Consider the following 16983-nt stretch of genomic DNA (forward strand, 5'->3'; position numbering starts at 1 on the left):
AACTGTAATGGTTATCTAGCGAAGGACCGAACATAAGGAGGTGAACTGGAAATGAAAGATACTCAAGATAAAATAGGATACTGTCAACTATCATTAGGCTTACTCTATGAAGATAGTACGGAATACGACAATAGTGGAGAAGTGTATCCTACATCAAAACAAGAGATATCACATACGAAGAACACCAATAGATTTGTAGTACATGAGAAGTTACTTGAAACAATTATGGAGGATGCCAATATAGAAAAGGCAATCCAAAGGGTTATGAGTAATAAGGGAAGTGGTGGTGTAGATAAAATGCAAGTCGCAGAAGTTCGTACGCATTTCGCACAACACTGGTCTTATCTAAAGAAACTTATCATGGAGGGACATTATAGTCCACAAGCCGTTAAAAGAGTAGAAATACCAAAAGATAACGGAAAGAAAAGAGAGTTAGGAATTCCAACAGTGACGGATAGGGTCATACAACAGGCGATAGTACAGGTACTGACACCAATATTTGAACCCCAATTCAGTGACAATAGTTATGGGTTCCGACCAAGAAGAAATGCCCATCAAGCAGTAAGAAAAGTAGTCGAATACGCCAATGAAGGATATCGATATACAGTAGACCTAGATTTAGAGAAGTACTTTGATACAGTCAACCATTCAAGACTTATACAGATATTGTCACAAACTATTAAAGACGGAAGAGTTATATCACTCATACATAAATATCTCAATGCAGGAGTCATAGTAAAACATAAGTTTGAAGAAACTACAAAAGGAGTACCCCAAGGTGGGCCACTCAGCCCATTATTATCAAATATATATCTTAATGAATTTGATAAAGAAATGGAAAGAAGAGGAAATCGATTTGTAAGGTACGCAGATGACTGTGTCATACTATTCAAAAGTAAAAGAAGTGCAATGAGAGTCAAAGAAACAGTGACAAGATATTTAGAAGAGAAATTATTTGTAAAAGTGAACCAAGAGAAGACAAAGGTAGCCTATATTACTGATATAAAATTCTTGGGCTTTGGATTTTATATAGAGAAGAGTGGTAATGTACGAATCACTGTTCACAAGAAATCTAAAGAAAAGATGAAAAAGAGAATAAAGGAAATCACCAAAAGGAACCGACCAATATCAAGTAAGGAATTAGCTAAAGAGTTAAAAGAATACATTACAGGTTGGGTGAATTACTATAGGATAGCGAATATGAGTAAACATCTAAGGGAAATAGACTCATGGATGAGAAGAAGAATACGAATGATATATTGGAAAAGATGGAAGTTAGTAAGAACAAGGTATAGAAATTTACAAAAACTAGGTATTAATAAAAGTAAGGCATGGGAATGGGCAAACACAAGAAAAAGCTACTGGCACATCGCCAATAGCTTCATACTAAAAAGGACACTTACAAATGAAGTATTAAAAATATACGGATTTATAAGTGCACTAGATTATTACAACTCTATAAACTTATGAAACGCCGTGTAGGGAACCCTACGCACGGTGTTGTGAAAGGGGCGAAAGATTTTAATTCTTAGCCCCTATTCAATCGGAGGGGATATTAGTTTTGAAATTTATAGGTGAAAAGAATATAAGAAGAATAATATTAATAATAACCGATATTTTATGTGTCATATTTTCATTATATGGAGCATTGTTGCTTAGATTTAATGGACCTATTCCAGAACATTACTTAGAGCGGTTATTTATAATGTCATTGCCAATACTGGTTATTGCAATTGCAATCTTCTGGTATTTTAGACTTTATCATAGCTTATGGCAGTTTGCTTCGATTATTGAACTTAAAAATATTGTTCTGGCAACTATTGTTGACAGTTTAGCAAATATTGTCTTATTTGAAGTTAGCGGTAACAGTTTACCTAGAAGCTGTTATTTTATTTACTTTATGCTCTTGACGATGTTTTTAGGTGGTGAACGTTTTTTATATCGTTTGCTTAGATTAAAACACAGTAAGATCGGTTTTAATATCGATAATAAAGAAGTAAAAGATCTACAAAAAGTTATGATCATTGGTGCTGGGTTAGCTGGAGAAAAGATCTATCGAGAAATCATCAATTCTAAACAGGTATATAAACAAGTAATGTGCTTTATTGACGATGATCGTAGCAAGCAGGGAAGAAGTGTTCATGGAGTTACAGTCTATGGCGGAAGAGATAAGATTGTAGAAGCTGTTGAAAAGTTTGGCATTGAAGAGATTTTAGTAGCTATCCCTTCGGCTGATAAAAAAGAACTGGCAGATGTTTTGAATATCTGTAAGGAAACAAAATGTCTGATTAAAAAATTACCGGGTATGTATGAATTATTAAATGGCAATGTTCATATTTCTGATTTTAAGGAAGTAGATGTTTTAGATTTACTGGGACGTGATCCAATTGAAGTCAACCTAGAAGATATCATGGGTTATGTAACGGATAAAGTAGTCATGGTAACCGGTGGAGGCGGATCAATCGGTAGCGAGCTATGCCGTCAGATTGCGGCAAGCAAGCCAAAGCAACTGATCATTGTCGATATCTATGAAAATAATGCTTATGATATTCAGTTAGAACTTAAAGAAAAATATCATGATTTAAATCTGGAAGTAATGATAGCATCGGTAAGAAATACTAAAAGAGTGGATTCATTATTCAAACGCTTTAGACCGGATATCGTTTATCATGCAGCAGCCCATAAACATGTGCCACTGATGGAAGATTCACCAAATGAAGCAGTAAAAAATAATGTTTTTGGAACATTGAATGTAGTAAAGGCTGCTGATAAATATAACACAAAACGATTTATTCTGATTTCTACAGATAAAGCAGTCAATCCAACAAATGTCATGGGAGCAACAAAGAGAATCTGTGAAATGATCGTACAGTCATACAATAAAAAATCAAAGACAGAATTTGTTGCAGTAAGATTTGGAAATGTACTGGGGTCAAATGGATCAGTAATACCGCTATTTAAAAAGCAGATCAAAGCAGGGGGACCGGTAACTGTAACGCATCCGGATATCATCCGTTATTTTATGACGATACCAGAAGCGGTATCACTAGTTTTACAGGCAGGAGCATATGCAAAAGGAGGAGAAATCTTCATTTTAGATATGGGAAAACCGGTAAAGATAGCAGATATGGCAAGAAATCTAATCAAGCTATCAGGGTTTGAACCAGATGTAGATATCAAGATAGAATATACGGGATTAAGACCGGGAGAAAAGCTGTATGAAGAGCTGTTAATGAAAGAAGAAGGATTACAGGAGACACCAAATAAGCTGATTCATATAGGGAAACCAATCGAAATGAATGAAGAGGTATTCTTTGAAAGATTAAAGGAACTAAAAGAAGAGGCATATGAAGAAGTAGAAGATATCAGAACATTTATCAAGGAATTAGTACCGACATATAAAAATCCAAATGAAAAAACTATAACAAAAGAAAAAGTAGGAATTAATTAAAAAATGAAAAAACTTTTAATTGTAGGAGCAGGCGGTCATGGAAGATGCTGCTTAGATATTATTAGAGATTTAAACTGTTATGATGAAATCAGTTTTCTTGATGACAGTTGTGTTGATAAAACCATCAATGACTGTAAAGTCATTGGCGGTATCGATAAAATAGAAAACTGTTATCCTGAATATAAAGATATCTTTATTGCTATTGGCAATAATGAACTGAGAAAGAAACTGATACATAAAGCAAAGAATACTGGCTATCATGTTATTTCAGTTATTGCCCCTGATGCTGCTGTATCTTCTTATGCAACAATCAAAGAGGGCACAGTTGTTTTTTATCATTCAGTAATTGAAGCTGATGCAAAGATCGGAACTGGCTGTATCATTACAGCTAATACTACAGTCAATCATGATGCCATTATTGAAGATTACTGTCTGATCTATTCAAACAGTGTCATTAGACCTAATGCATTAGTAGGTTCAATGTCAAGAATTGGAAGCAACTGTACAGTTGCTTTCAATACTAAAATAAAAGCCGGCAGTGATATTGAAGATGGTTCAGTAATCAAACCGTCAGATGAATATAGTTTTGAGGTGGGAGTTTAATGTATAAAAAAACAGTAAAAAGAATCATTGATTTTATCTTATCATTATGCGGACTGATTATATTAAGTCCTGTTTTTATTATTTTATGTATTTGGATCAAATTAGACAGTAAAGGACCAATCTTATTTAAACAGAAAAGAGTAGGTATCAATAAAACATATTTCAATATTTATAAATTCAGAACAATGTATATCGATACACCGAAAGATATGCCGACACATATGTTAAAAGATCCTGATCAGTTTATTACCGGGGCTGGAAAATTTTTAAGAAAGACATCATTGGATGAACTGCCACAGATCATCAATATTATTAAAGGAGAGATGGCAATTATCGGACCAAGACCAGCTTTATGGAATCAATATGATTTGATTGAAGAAAGAGATAAATATCATGCCAATGATGTAAGACCGGGATTAACAGGATGGGCACAGATAAACGGAAGAGATGAATTAGAAATAGATGTAAAAGCCGGATTAGATGGAGAATACGTTAAACGTATCTCTTTTTTATTTGATCTAAAGTGTTTTTTTAGAACTATTACATCAGTATTAAAATCAGATGGAGTAGTAGAAGGTGGAACAGGAGAAATTTATAAAAAGGATGATAGGTAAGAATATGGGATTAAAGTTGATGTATATTACAAATAACCCTGCAATTGCTGAAATTGCAGAATGTGCAGGGGTAGATAGAATATTCATTGATATGGAATATATTGGAAAAGATGAAAGACAAGCTGGATTGGATACAGTTAAATCTCATCATACAATTAATGATGTAAAAAAGATACGTTCTCAAATTCATAAAGCAGAGCTACTGGTTCGTATAAATCCAATACATGAAGAAACAATGGAATATATGGGTTCTTTTAAAGAAATTAATGCTGTTATTGATGCTGGTGCAGATATATTAATGCTTCCAATGTTTAGAACTTTAGAAGAAATTGAAACATTCATTAGCTTGGTAAACGGAAGAGCAAAAATAATGCTTCTTTTAGAAACAATAGATGCAATGAATAAAATCGAAGAAATTGTAAAAATTCGTGGAATAGATGAAATTCATATTGGATTAAATGATCTTCATTTAGCTTTACATAAAAGGTTTATGTTTGAACTACTTTCAGATGGAACAGTAGATAGGTTATGTAAAATTATTTCAGAAAAAGGAATTCCTTATGGTTTTGGAGGGATTGCAAGATTAGGGTATGGTGAGTTGCCAGCTGAATATGTTATTACAGAACATTATCGTTTGGGTTCAACTCTAGCAATACTTTCGAGAAGTTTCTGTAATGCAAATAAAATAGAAAACCCGAAGGAAATTGAAAATATCTTTAAGAATGGTATACAGCTAATCCGAGATTGGGAACAAAAAGTTACATCGTTTTCAGAAAAAGATTTTCAAAATAATAGGCAGATTGTTTGTCAAAAAGTGAACGAAATAGTTGAGAGGGAAGATAATTGTGAAAAGAAAATATAAGATATGTGCATTGACAACTATTTCTAAAACAATGGATTGGTTTATTGTTGATTCTATGAGGAATTTATCAAAAAATGGATATGATGTTACTTTAATTTCAAATATGGAAGAGGGGTTTATAGATAGAAATAGTGATTATGCAACATGTATTAATCTTCCGATGAGTAGAGGTGTGAGTATAAAAGATGTACTTAAGTGCACAAACTTTCTTAGAAAGTATTTCAAAAAAGAAAAATTTGATGTGATTTATTATACTTCTCCAAACGTATCTTTATACGCTTCAATAGCAGGAGTATTGGCTGGTGTTCAAATAAGGTTTTATAGTCAATGTGGATTACGATATGTTTCTTTCAGTGGCATAAAGAAAAAAATCTTTTGGCTTGTAGAAAAGATCACGTGTATGCTATCAACGACTATTAGATCTCAAAGTCCATTGAATATGCAATTTGCTATTGATGAAAAGCTTTGCAGTAAAGAAAAGATTTCTGTTGTAGGTATTGGTGGTACAACAGGTGTTGATTTAGCAAAATGTGATAGTTTTGATCATGAAAAAATGAAGTGGATTTTAAGAAATAAATATAATATTCCACAAGATGCATTTTTATATGGATATGTTGGTAGAATTAATGCTGATAAAGGAATTAATGAATTAATCGAGGCTTTTATAATGCTACAAAAAAAGCATAATAATATTTATCTGGTATTGGTTGGCATGATGGATGATACAAATCCAATTAGTCAAAAAAATATAGAAATTGCCCAAAATAACGATCATATTATCATGACTGGAAACGTTTCACCAGATCAAGTATATCCACATATGGCAATGTTTGATATTTTAACACATCCTACATATCGTGAAGGGTTTGGAAAAGTATTACAAGAAGCAATGGGTGTAGGTATTCCAATTATAACTACAAATGTTCCTGGACCTTCTGAGGTTATAGAGAATAATGTATCTGGGCTTCTTGTGAAAGTTAAAGATGTAAAAGACTTAGCAGAAAAAATGAATTTACTTTATATGGATAAAAATTTAAAAAATATATTTGCAACTGAAGGAAGAGCAAGAGCAGAAAAATATTTTGATAGACCTATCATGTTAAATAATATTTTAGTTGATTTGAATGAAACAATGAAAAAGAACAGGGGAGATTAGATGCTATTTAGTATTATATTACCAATTTATAATGTTGAAAATTATCTGTGTGAATGTGTAGACAGTATCTTAAATCAGACTTACAAAGATTATGAGATTATTCTTGTAGATGATGGTTCTAAGGATAAAAGTCCTCATATTTGTGATGAACTTGCACATAAATATGATTGTATTAAAGTAATTCACAAAAAAAATGGCGGATTGTCTGATGCAAGAAATGCTGGTACAAAAGAGGCAATTGGGAAGTATATTGTTTATATAGATAGTGACGATTATATACTTGATAAAGAATTTTTAAGTAAATTAGCACAAAAGACAAAAACTGGAGTAGATTTAATATTTTATAAGTATCAGAAATATTTTAATGAAACAAAAAAATTGGAAGATTGTACATATACTTATTCACTTGCAATGTCAGAGACTTTGTATGCAAATAAGATAGAAGCACTTGTAAAAGCAGATGCATTTTATGGTATGGCATGGATTAAAGCAGTTAAAAGAAAACTTATTGTTGAAAATAATATTAATTTTGAAGTTGGACTTCTCGGTGAAGATATGGATTGGAACTATCAAGTTATTTTCAATGCTTCTACCATAGAATTTATTGATGAACCAATGATTGCATATAGGCAAAGAGAAGGATCAATAACTTCCACTCATACATTAAAAAACTTAGTAGATTTTGTTTATATTTTAGAAAAATGGTCAAATCGTATTACAAATGATATTAAAGATGAAAAATTAAAGATAGCGCTATATGGTTCTTTAGCAAAATATTACAGTAATTTATTAGTGGTTTACTCTCGACTTTCAGATTCGAAAAAGAAGATTTATATAAAAAGAATTAAGAATTTAGGTTGGTTACTAAAATATGGCATGAGTCAAAGACCTCAAATGATTTATAAAATATATAGGATAGCTGGCTTTAGATTAACAATTATTGCATTGAAAATATTTGATAGGATTAAATAAAAATGAAAGAAAATAAAGATAAAAAAAATTTACCGAAAATATTAGCGATTTCTTTGAGTACATGGCGAAGCGATAGTGGGATTCATACACAAACAGATTTATTTAAGTTTTGGAAACCTGATAGAGTAGCGCAAATTTATACAAAATCTGATATGCCTAATACGCCAGTTTGTAACCATTTTTTTCGAATTTCTGAAAACGAGATCATAAAAAGTGTGTATAAAAGAAAACCCGTAGGGAAAAGAGTTACTAATGCTATCACAGTGGATGAAGTAACACAAAAAGCAATTGAAGCAGAAAGAAAACTTTATATGAAAGCACATAAGAAGAAATCATGGCTGATGACGATCATGAGGGAAATTGTCTGGACTTTAGGCTGTTGGAAAACAAAAGAATTGAATGAGTTTATTGAGGAGGAAGCACCTGATGTATATTTTGTACCGATATATCCAGTAGTTTATATGGGAAAATTTCAATTATATATACTGAAAAAATATCCGAAGCCATATGTTTGTTATTTAGCAGATGATAATTATTCTTATAAACCATGTGGAAAAAATATTTTTGCATATATACATCGTTTTATGCTTCGCAGAGTTGTAAAAAAATTAGCAACAAATTGTACAGAGATGTTTACGATTACAAAAACTGAAGCTGAAGATACAGATAAACTCTTCGGTACGAGAAGTATTGTGCTTACAAAAGGAATCAATTATGAAGGATTGAAGTTTGAAGAAAAAAAAGTTTCAAGTCCAATAAGAATGGTCTATACAGGAAATTTACTTATAGGTAGAGCAAATTCTCTTGTAGAAATATCAAAAGCATTAGCAAAAATCAATCAAGATAGAGAGAGTGTTATACTAGATATTTATTCACCAACTATTTTAGATGATAAAACAATGAAATATCTAAATTCTAATGGATGTCATTTTAAAGGACAAGTTCCCAAAAGTGAGGTGGATAGAATTCAAAAATCAGCAGATATTGTAATATTTGTTGAGTCTTTGGAAAAAGAACATCGTTATGATGCAAGACTTTCTTTTTCAACAAAGTTGACAGATTATTTTAAAAATGGAAAATGTATTTTTGCAATTGGAGATAAATCAATCGCACCGATTATTTATCTTAAAGAGAACAACTGTGCAATTATTGTGAATGAATACGAAGAAATTGAAGGTCAGCTTAGATACTTGGTTGAGAATCCAGAAAAAATTGTAGAATATAGTAGGAACGCATTTGAGTGTGGTAAAAGAAATCACAATGAAATAGATATTAAGAAGGTGTTCGTGGAGACTTTTTTCAAGGCGACTGCTTCTGGTGTAAAAGAGTAAAGCGATGAAAAAGATAGCGATTTTTAATGATTTTCGAAAACCACTTCCAACTGTTAAGGGGGGAGTGTATTAGCTTAAACAAATTTTTAATTGATGAAAATGAAAAGTCTATGGAATATCATTTGATGTTTATTCTTGTCATGATTCAGAAGTAGAAAAAGTGATGAAAAAATATAAATATACAAATTTTATTTTTTCAAAGGATGCAAGAAGAACAAGATTTTTTACGAATTTGAAATTTGTATTAAACAATAAATTTCATACAAATTTTGATTTGTCATTGATACCATTTCAAAAATCAGTAAGAAAGCATTTTGGAAAAGAAAAATATGATGCTGTATATACGTAAATGGCTATATTAGAAGGGCATTATCGATTATCAAACTTTTAAAAGTGTTTGTCATTCTTCATTATCATGTTATCACAGATATTTCAGCTGGAAAAGTACTAATGGAAAGTCACTTTAAGAAGGCTGTTCAAGAATTTTATTCATAAGTGAATTTGTAGAGAAATTTAAATCCAATAGAAATAAAATGAATATATTTTTGAATGCAATTGATATATCAAGATTCCATTTGAATAATTTCGAAGTGATAAGAATAAATGTTAGAAATAATAAATATGGTATTCAAAAAGAAGATAAAGTAGCATCGCTTGTTGATAAGACAATAGGAAATAAAGGTGTACTTGAATTGATACAAGCGTTCAATCACTGTAAATTTTAGGATGATATGAGACTTGTTGTTGGTGAAACCTATAATTTTAACAAAGTAATAGACTATGTAAAAAAATATCTGTTAAAAACAAGGAAAAATCATAACATCCTACTTACTGGATATATTTTTTATCTAGATATTTCTAATTATTATATCGTTTCTGATATAGCAATATTGTTGTTAAGATGCAATGGAACATGAGGATCAGTTGGAATCGAAGAAATAGTTTTAGACTGGACTGTTTATCATCACAACAAACAGAGACGGAATAGGAGAAAAAGCTTTAAATGAGTGTAAGATTACTATTCTGGATGATGAAGAATTATTTGAAAATATAGCAAAAACATTAAACAGGTGGTTTATGGTAATGAACTATGCTTTAAAATGGAAAAATATGGAATAGATAAGGAAAAGAAGTTCGACAAAGTTGGATATTTCATTAGATTCAAAAAAGAATGGATGAAGTGATAGAAAATGGATAAAACGTTTGATTTTTATAAAGAAAAAAAGAAAGTAATTACAGAATTGACAAAACATGGTCTTGACGAAATACAAGCTGAGGTTGTTGCGGATTGTTTTGCAACAGCGGATTTATATGGGGTAACAAGTCATGGTTGTGCCATGACACAGGCACATATTAAGAGATTAAAATGTGGTGGATATAATTTGAAACCTGATTTTAAAATTATGCGAGAAACAGATGCTTTCGCTGTGGTGGATGGTGATAATTCATTTGGACCAGTTTCGGCAATGTTCTGTTTGAACTTAGCAATAAAGAGATGCAAAGATTCAGGAGTATATACGGTATTTAGCAGAAATAACAATACTTTTGGACCGGCATTTTACTATTCATTAAAAGCTGCAGAACAAGGATACATTGCTTTTATTTGTTCTAATAGTCCAGCACAGATGGCTCCAATTGGCGGGAAGGAAAAAATGCTAGGGACTAATCCATTTGCAGTAGTTATTCCTGTACCAGGACATGATCCTGTTATTATTGACATGGCAACAAGTGTGGTAGCTAAATCAAAGTTCAAACAATATAAGGAAGCAGGAAAACTGCTTCCAAATGGTTGGGCACTTGATAAAGATGGTAAACCAACGAATGCTCCAGACGAAGGAATTCAAGGTATGGTTCTTCCAATGGCAGGATTTAAAGGATATGGAATTGCCATGTTAATTGATATTATGTCTGGTGTACTGTCTGGAGCAGCTTATCTAAATAAAGTCGGTAGATTTTATTCTGAAGATGGCTCAGGAATGAATGTTGGATTTTATATGACAGTAATTGATCCGGTTGCTGTGCTAGAGGAATATGATGAAATAATTACGGATTTTATAAATCGTTTGAAAACATCAAAGCCTGGTGTAGATGGAAAAATTATTTTACCGGGCGATGATAGGATAAAATTCAAAAAGACTATTTAGTTAGAGAGAAGAGGTGAATTATGCGAGTATTACAAGTCAATGCCGTATATAAGACTAAAAGTACTGGACGTATTTGTATGGAGATTCATAAGTATCTCCAAAGTAAGGGGATAGAGAGCTATGTAGCTTATGCGAATGAAAACACAGATAAATCCAGAGATCCAAATGTTTTTAGAGTAGGAAATGTTTTTGACCATAAATTACATGCTATAGAATACAGAATAGATAAGCTTCAGGGATGTCATTCTCGTATTGCAACGAAGATATTACTTAGAAAAATATCAAGGTTGAAGCCTGATATTATACTTACCCATAATTTACATTCAAATTATTTGCATGTAGGGCTTTTTTTGAAAGGATTAAAAGACTTACATACTCCAGTGGTAGTAGATCTTCATGATTGTTGGTTTTTAACAGGCGGATGTTACCATTATACAGAAAGGGGTTGTAATAAGTGGCTTTCAGGATGTAAGGGATGCGAATTATTTGGAAAAGCTGCTGAAAAAAAATACAAATTGAATTGTGAAATTTTTGATTACGTTAAACCAACAATTGTGGCAACGTCAAAATGGATAGAACATGAAGCACGGAAATCACTTTTATCTACAAGAACAAATATTGAAATGATTTATGATTGGATTGATACAGCAACTTTTTATCCGAGGACTTGTAATAAAATTAGAGAAACTCTAGGGATTGGAAACAAAATTATGATTTTGGGAGTTGCAACGGGATGGAGTCCAGTTAAAGGACAAATAGAGATGATTAAAATTGCAGAAGCAATGCCTGATGCAGTGGTGATTTTAGTGGGAAATCAGGTAAAAAAAGTTAATTATCCTAAAAATGTAATTACAATAGCTTTTACAGACAGTAAGGAAGAATTGGCAGAATTATATAGTGCTGCGGATGTGTTTTTTAATCCATCAAAACAAGAAACATTTGGTTTAGTTACAGGAGAGGCTTTAGCATGTGGTACGCCAATTGTAGTGTACAATACAACAGCGTGCCCTGAATTTGTTACAAAATATACTGGTGTTGTAATAGAAAAAGGCGAAGACGTAGTTATGGCTGTTAATGAGGTGTTGAGGAAAAATGAAAAGTATGGACGGGATTTTATTAAAGAAAAATGTGTGAAATTTGTTGAAGATAATTTTAATATGCAAAAGAATATTGATAAATATATTCAATTATTTAATGAAATTATTTTCAATAATAATGGAAAACGGAGTTAAATAATGAGTTTATTAATTGTAATTGTTTTGTTATTAATTATTCTTGCAAAGATTGTATCATTTCGGAATACTTCTATAAGTACACAAAAGAAATTTTTGATATTTACGGGAATTATCATTGTAGTAGTTTTTTCTATTAGAAATGCAGAAGTTGATATAGGTTCGGATTTAAATAACTATTATCGGCTCTATTGCAGGGCTATAGAGTCATCGTCACTTGTTGATTTTTTAAATAACAACCCATTTGAAAAAGGTTATTTATTATTAAATTGGATATTAAGTAGATTGATTAAATGGCCTCAATTTATTCTATTATTTCAATCTGCCTTTTGTATCAGTATTACATTTAGATTTATTTATAGATATTCTAATAATATGTTTATGTCAGTTTTAGGATTTATGTCATTTGGACTTATGCAATTCTATTTAACAGGATTTAGACAATCGATAGCTATAGCTATTTGTTTGTTAGCTTTAGAAATGGCAGAAAAGAGAAAATTACTAAGTTTTATAGTATTTTCAGCTTTGGCTATATCTATTCATCAAACATCAATTGTATTTATTATAGTTTATGTTCTTGTAAGAATTCCTGTAAATAAGTTGACTGTATTGTTAGATGTTAGTTTAATTTTAATACTCTCAAAAGTTATTCCAGAGTTAATTGAATTTGGAAATGAAGTTTTTGAAAAAAGTTATGCTGGTGTTTTTACAGGAAATTTAACAGGAGGCTTGATAAATATTTTAATAGCATTTTTAATTTTATTTGTTATGGTTATTCAATTAAAATCAAGATATAAACATAATATATATTTGAATTATAATGATGTAGAAAAACCATATAATAATGTACTTAAAATAACTAATAAAAGTGCTATTAATTATAAATTTATGCATATTTTAATTATCGGAATAGGTTTTTATATTATGAGATACAATGCATTAGTTCTTGAAAGAATCAGTTTTTATTTTACACCTGTTATGTTTATATTATTACCTCAAGTTATTGAAAATGGATTTACGAAAGAAAGTAAAAAAATATTACAAATTATATTCATTTTAGGTATGATATTTTTAATTTATTGGAGAATGAAAAATATGTCATTTATTCCATTTTGGTTATAAAGGAGATAAAGTTTTGAAATTAATTTTTGTGTCTAATATTTTAAATCATCATCAAATAGAACTTTGTAAAGAATTTCAGAAGCAATTTGATGATTTTTATTTTGTTACTACTGAAGATGTTGATACAATAGGATATCAAGTATCTCAGGATGCAAAATATGTTTTACATTATTATGATTCTAATGAAAAAGAGAAGGTTAAGAAAGAGGTTATTGAGGCAGATGTAGTTATATTTGGTAGTTGTCCGAATGACTTAATTAGCTTAAGAATGGAATATAATAAATTGTCTTTTCTATATTCTGAACATTTCCTTAAAAAAGGAGCTTGGAGATTATGTATTCCAAGGACAAGAAAGAAAATTATGAAGCGAATTGGACAATATAGTGATAAAAATATATATGTTCTTTGTGCAAGTGCATATACAGCATATGATTTATCTTTAATAGGATTTCCAAAGGAAAAGTGTTTTAAATGGGGATATTTTCCAGAAATGAAAAATTACAAAATGAATGAATTATTGGAAATGAAAAAAAATAAAAAATTTGAAATACTCTGGGTAGGAAGATTTTTGGATTGGAAACATCCAGAACTAGCTATAAAATTAGCAGAAAAACTTTGTAGTAATAAAATTATATTTGAAATGATAATGATAGGTGATGGTCCTTTAAAAGAAAAAATTAGAAAATTATTAGAAAAAAAAGAATTGAAAAATTATGTTCATCTTGCTGGAACAAAGACGCCACTACAAGTACGGGAATATATGGAAAAAGCAGATATGTTTCTTATGACAAGTAATTATTATGAAGGATGGGGTGCGGTTATTAATGAGGCAATGAATAGCGGTTGTGCTGTTTTAGCTAGTCATACAGCAGGAGCAACGCCTTATCTTATTGATGATGGATTAAATGGAGCTGTTTTTAAATTTCCTGATATTAATATGTTATATGCTAAAACAAAAAAATATATTGAGAGTACTGATTATTTAAAAAGAACACAAATAATGGCAAATAAATCAATAAGTGATATTTGGAATGCAAAAAATGCAGCTTTAAATTTTAAAGAACTTGTTAATTTAATAAATGAAGATAGAAAAAATTGTATTGAATTTGGACCGTGTAGTCCTGCAGAAATATTGAAAAAAAATTGGTATAAAGGATAGGATGTTATATATGAGATATTTTTTGTGTGGTCAAACTGGAAATATTAACCGTGGTTGTGAAGCAATAATTCGCTCTACAGTAAAAATATTACAAAATAATAATGAAGATATTTATGTTGCAACATATGCACCGGATCTTGATAGACCTATGGTAAGAGAATTAGGAATTACAATAATTCCATATGCTAATTATCCTAGTCAAATACATAGATATATTTCAATAATAATTCGTAAAATTAATAAGAAATCATATTTTGGTTTCCAATATATTCATGCTCCGTTAATGAAATTAGTGAATACGAATGATGTTTGTTTGACAATTGGGGGAGACACATATTGTTATGGACGCCCTATAAGCAATATGGCATTTAATAAATTTACTACGCTAAATCGTATTGATAATATACTTTGGTGTTGTTCTATAGAAAAGGATAATATAACAAATGAAGTGCTCGAAGATCTAAAGCGATACAAATATATTTTTGCAAGAGAAAAAATTACATATGACAATCTTTTAAAAGCAGGGATAGATGAATCAAAAATTATAAAATGCTGTGATCCAGCTTTTTTTCTAAATCATAGAAAAACACTATTGCCTGTAGGTTTTATTGAAGAAAATACAGTAGGAATTAATTTAAGTGAAATGGTAATTAATGAAAGCAATCCTAATGCATGGAAGAATGTTTGTAAATTGATTGAGTATATTTTAAAAAGAACAGATATGTCAATATGTTTGATACCTCATGTGTATAGTATTAGTCAAAATTCTAATGATTATCCTATATTAAAAAAATTAAAAGATCAATTTAATGATTCGCGAATATCTATAATTGATAAAGAATACAATTGCGAACAACTTAAATATATAATTTCTCGTTGTAGATTTTTTGTTGGTGCTCGAACTCATGCTACTATTGCGGCATATTCATCAGAGATACCAACATTGGTTTTAGGATATTCTATAAAAAGTAAAGGAATTGCAAGTGATTTATTTGGAACATATGAAGGTTATGTATTACCATATCATGAACTAATAGAAGAAAATACACTTACAAATGCATTTGTTAATATAATGACAAATGAAAATGAAATTAAATTAAAACTTCATACTTTTTTGCCTAAATACAGAAAAACGCTAGAAGATGCAATTGAAAGAATATTTAAAAAAAAAAAATTGACAGAAAAATTTAATATATGTGATTATGATCAATGTACTGGATGTGGAGCTTGCAGTGTAATTTGTCCTAAGCAGTGTATCAGTATGAAGAAAAACGATGAAGGCTTTTTATATCCGGTTATTGATTATCATAAATGTATTCATTGTGGTAATTGTCAAAGGAAATGCCCAGTAAAAAATAAATATAAAGAAGATAATAAAGAGCCTGAAACATATGCATGTATGAATAAAGATGATCATATTAGAATGATGAGCTCATCAGGTGGTATTTTTACATTACTTGCAGAGAAAATAATAAAAGATGGCGGTTTCGTATATGGAGCAGCTTTTGATCAAAATTTTGTACTAAAACACAAAATGATAAAAAATATTAAGGAAATAGAAAAATTACGTGGTAGTAAATATGTACAAAGTGATATAAATGATACTTATCAAAGTATTAAAAATAATTTATTAGATGGAAAGAAAGTATTATTTTCTGGAACGCCTTGTCAAATTGGTGGATTATATGCAGTATTGGGAAAAAATTATGATAATTTAATTACAGTAGATTTGGCTTGTCATGGAGTTGCATCACCAAAAGTATGGGAAGAATATGTCAAATATAGAGAAAAAAAATCTGGTAAATATATAACAAATATTTCATTTAGAGATAAACGTAGTGGTTGGAAAAAATATTCAGTTACTTTTAAATTTAGTGATGGAACAGAATATTCAAAACCACTGACAGAAGATTTATACATGAGAGGTTTTTTATCTCATATTTTCTTTAGAAAATCTTGTACAAACTGTTCATTTAAAAATATACACAGACAATCTGATTTAACACTAGCAGATTATTGGGGAATTGAAAAGGACTATCCTAAAAAAAATGATAATAAGGGAGTATCACTAGTGATGATTCATTCAGAAAAAGGTAAACAAATTTTTTCTGAATTATATAACAGTATGGATGTATTTTTGGTTGATTATAAAAATTCTACTATTGAAAATAAATCATTGCTACAATCTATAAAAATAAATAATTTAAGCCAAAAATTTTATAAAGATTTAAAAAAACTACCATTTAATACATTAATTGAAAAATATTGCGGGAATAAAATTACTAGTAAGTTTAGACGAAAAATAGCTCAAATGCGTCAATAAAATGGAGTAGGAAG

The 16983-nt window shown here is 30.1% G+C and carries 15 protein-coding genes; all 15 read left to right on the forward strand.

Going from position 1 to position 16983, the window contains the following annotated elements:
• The first annotated feature begins 51 nt into the window (after positions 1–51).
• The 15 genes from ltrA to NQ543_RS03990 all read left to right on the forward strand — a co-directional run bounded on the left by ltrA (position 52) and on the right by NQ543_RS03990 (position 16969).
• A complete protein-coding gene (ltrA, locus tag NQ543_RS03920; RefSeq protein WP_004608658.1) occupies positions 52–1470 on the forward strand; it encodes a group II intron reverse transcriptase/maturase in 1419 nt (472 codons plus the stop codon).
• Between the two features lie 91 nt (positions 1471–1561).
• A complete protein-coding gene (locus tag NQ543_RS03925) occupies positions 1562–3451 on the forward strand; it encodes a polysaccharide biosynthesis protein (RefSeq protein ID WP_259935583.1) in 1890 nt (629 codons plus the stop codon).
• A 3-nt stretch (positions 3452–3454) separates the two neighbouring features.
• Positions 3455–4054, forward strand: coding sequence for a PglD-related sugar-binding protein (locus NQ543_RS03930; RefSeq protein ID WP_004610404.1), 600 nt, complete (start codon positions 3455–3457; stop codon positions 4052–4054).
• Complete coding sequence (locus NQ543_RS03935) at positions 4054–4668, forward strand: sugar transferase (RefSeq protein ID WP_004610405.1); 615 nt, start codon at positions 4054–4056, stop codon at positions 4666–4668. The genes NQ543_RS03930 and NQ543_RS03935 overlap by 1 nt, the downstream gene beginning before the upstream one ends.
• Complete coding sequence (locus tag NQ543_RS03940) at positions 4631–5530, forward strand: aldolase/citrate lyase family protein (protein WP_222848062.1); 900 nt, start codon at positions 4631–4633, stop codon at positions 5528–5530. Before NQ543_RS03935 ends, NQ543_RS03940 begins: the two co-directional genes overlap by 38 nt.
• The gene (locus tag NQ543_RS03945; protein ID WP_004610407.1) at positions 5514–6686 is read left to right on the forward strand and encodes a glycosyltransferase family 4 protein; all 1173 of its coding nucleotides are present in this window, start codon (positions 5514–5516) and stop codon (positions 6684–6686) included. The genes NQ543_RS03940 and NQ543_RS03945 overlap by 17 nt, the downstream gene beginning before the upstream one ends.
• Positions 6687–7658: a glycosyltransferase family 2 protein gene (locus NQ543_RS03950; RefSeq protein ID WP_004610408.1), complete on the forward strand. Its 972-nt coding sequence runs from the start codon at positions 6687–6689 to the stop codon at positions 7656–7658.
• A gap of 2 nt (positions 7659–7660) precedes the next feature.
• Positions 7661–8989, forward strand: coding sequence for a glycosyltransferase family protein (locus NQ543_RS03955; RefSeq protein ID WP_004610409.1), 1329 nt, complete (start codon positions 7661–7663; stop codon positions 8987–8989).
• 163 nt (positions 8990–9152) lie between these two features.
• The gene (locus tag NQ543_RS03960) at positions 9153–9338 is read left to right on the forward strand and encodes a hypothetical protein (protein ID WP_039904549.1); all 186 of its coding nucleotides are present in this window, start codon (positions 9153–9155) and stop codon (positions 9336–9338) included.
• A 184-nt stretch (positions 9339–9522) separates the two neighbouring features.
• On the forward strand, positions 9523–9714 hold the full coding sequence (locus tag NQ543_RS03965; protein ID WP_004610411.1) for a hypothetical protein: 192 nt from the start codon (positions 9523–9525) through the stop codon (positions 9712–9714).
• A gap of 465 nt (positions 9715–10179) precedes the next feature.
• Positions 10180–11133, forward strand: coding sequence for an Ldh family oxidoreductase (locus tag NQ543_RS03970; RefSeq protein WP_004610412.1), 954 nt, complete (start codon positions 10180–10182; stop codon positions 11131–11133).
• 20 nt (positions 11134–11153) lie between these two features.
• Complete coding sequence (locus NQ543_RS03975; protein ID WP_004610413.1) at positions 11154–12365, forward strand: glycosyltransferase; 1212 nt, start codon at positions 11154–11156, stop codon at positions 12363–12365.
• 3 nt (positions 12366–12368) lie between these two features.
• The gene (locus tag NQ543_RS03980) at positions 12369–13487 is read left to right on the forward strand and encodes an EpsG family protein (protein WP_004610414.1); all 1119 of its coding nucleotides are present in this window, start codon (positions 12369–12371) and stop codon (positions 13485–13487) included.
• 13 nt (positions 13488–13500) lie between these two features.
• On the forward strand, positions 13501–14646 hold the full coding sequence (locus tag NQ543_RS03985) for a glycosyltransferase family 4 protein (RefSeq protein ID WP_039904551.1): 1146 nt from the start codon (positions 13501–13503) through the stop codon (positions 14644–14646).
• A 10-nt stretch (positions 14647–14656) separates the two neighbouring features.
• Positions 14657–16969 carry a polysaccharide pyruvyl transferase family protein gene (locus tag NQ543_RS03990; protein WP_004610416.1) on the forward strand — a complete coding sequence of 771 codons (2313 nt, stop codon included), beginning with the start codon at positions 14657–14659 and terminating at the stop codon, positions 16967–16969.
• Positions 16970–16983 lie beyond the last annotated feature (14 nt).

The organism is Thomasclavelia spiroformis DSM 1552 (genome assembly GCF_025149465.1).
Taxonomy (GTDB): domain Bacteria; phylum Bacillota_I; class Bacilli_A; order Erysipelotrichales; family Coprobacillaceae; genus Thomasclavelia; species Thomasclavelia spiroformis.

Excerpts from the sequence above, each read along its gene's own strand:
- ltrA (WP_004608658.1), top strand. The coding sequence starts at position 52 with ATGAAAGATACTCAAGATAAAATAGGATACTGTCAACTATCATTAGGC.
- NQ543_RS03930 (WP_004610404.1), top strand. The coding sequence starts at position 3,455 with ATGAAAAAACTTTTAATTGTAGGAGCAGGCGGTCATGGAAGATGCTGC.
- NQ543_RS03935 (WP_004610405.1), top strand. The coding sequence starts at position 4,054 with ATGTATAAAAAAACAGTAAAAAGAATCATTGATTTTATCTTATCATTA.
- NQ543_RS03950 (WP_004610408.1), top strand. The coding sequence starts at position 6,687 with ATGCTATTTAGTATTATATTACCAATTTATAATGTTGAAAATTATCTG.
- NQ543_RS03955 (WP_004610409.1), top strand. The coding sequence starts at position 7,661 with ATGAAAGAAAATAAAGATAAAAAAAATTTACCGAAAATATTAGCGATT.
- NQ543_RS03960 (WP_039904549.1), top strand. The coding sequence starts at position 9,153 with ATGAAAAAATATAAATATACAAATTTTATTTTTTCAAAGGATGCAAGA.
- NQ543_RS03965 (WP_004610411.1), top strand. The coding sequence starts at position 9,523 with ATGAATATATTTTTGAATGCAATTGATATATCAAGATTCCATTTGAAT.
- NQ543_RS03970 (WP_004610412.1), top strand. The coding sequence starts at position 10,180 with ATGGATAAAACGTTTGATTTTTATAAAGAAAAAAAGAAAGTAATTACA.
- NQ543_RS03975 (WP_004610413.1), top strand. The coding sequence starts at position 11,154 with ATGCGAGTATTACAAGTCAATGCCGTATATAAGACTAAAAGTACTGGA.
- NQ543_RS03980 (WP_004610414.1), top strand. The coding sequence starts at position 12,369 with ATGAGTTTATTAATTGTAATTGTTTTGTTATTAATTATTCTTGCAAAG.
- NQ543_RS03990 (WP_004610416.1), top strand. The coding sequence starts at position 14,657 with ATGAGATATTTTTTGTGTGGTCAAACTGGAAATATTAACCGTGGTTGT.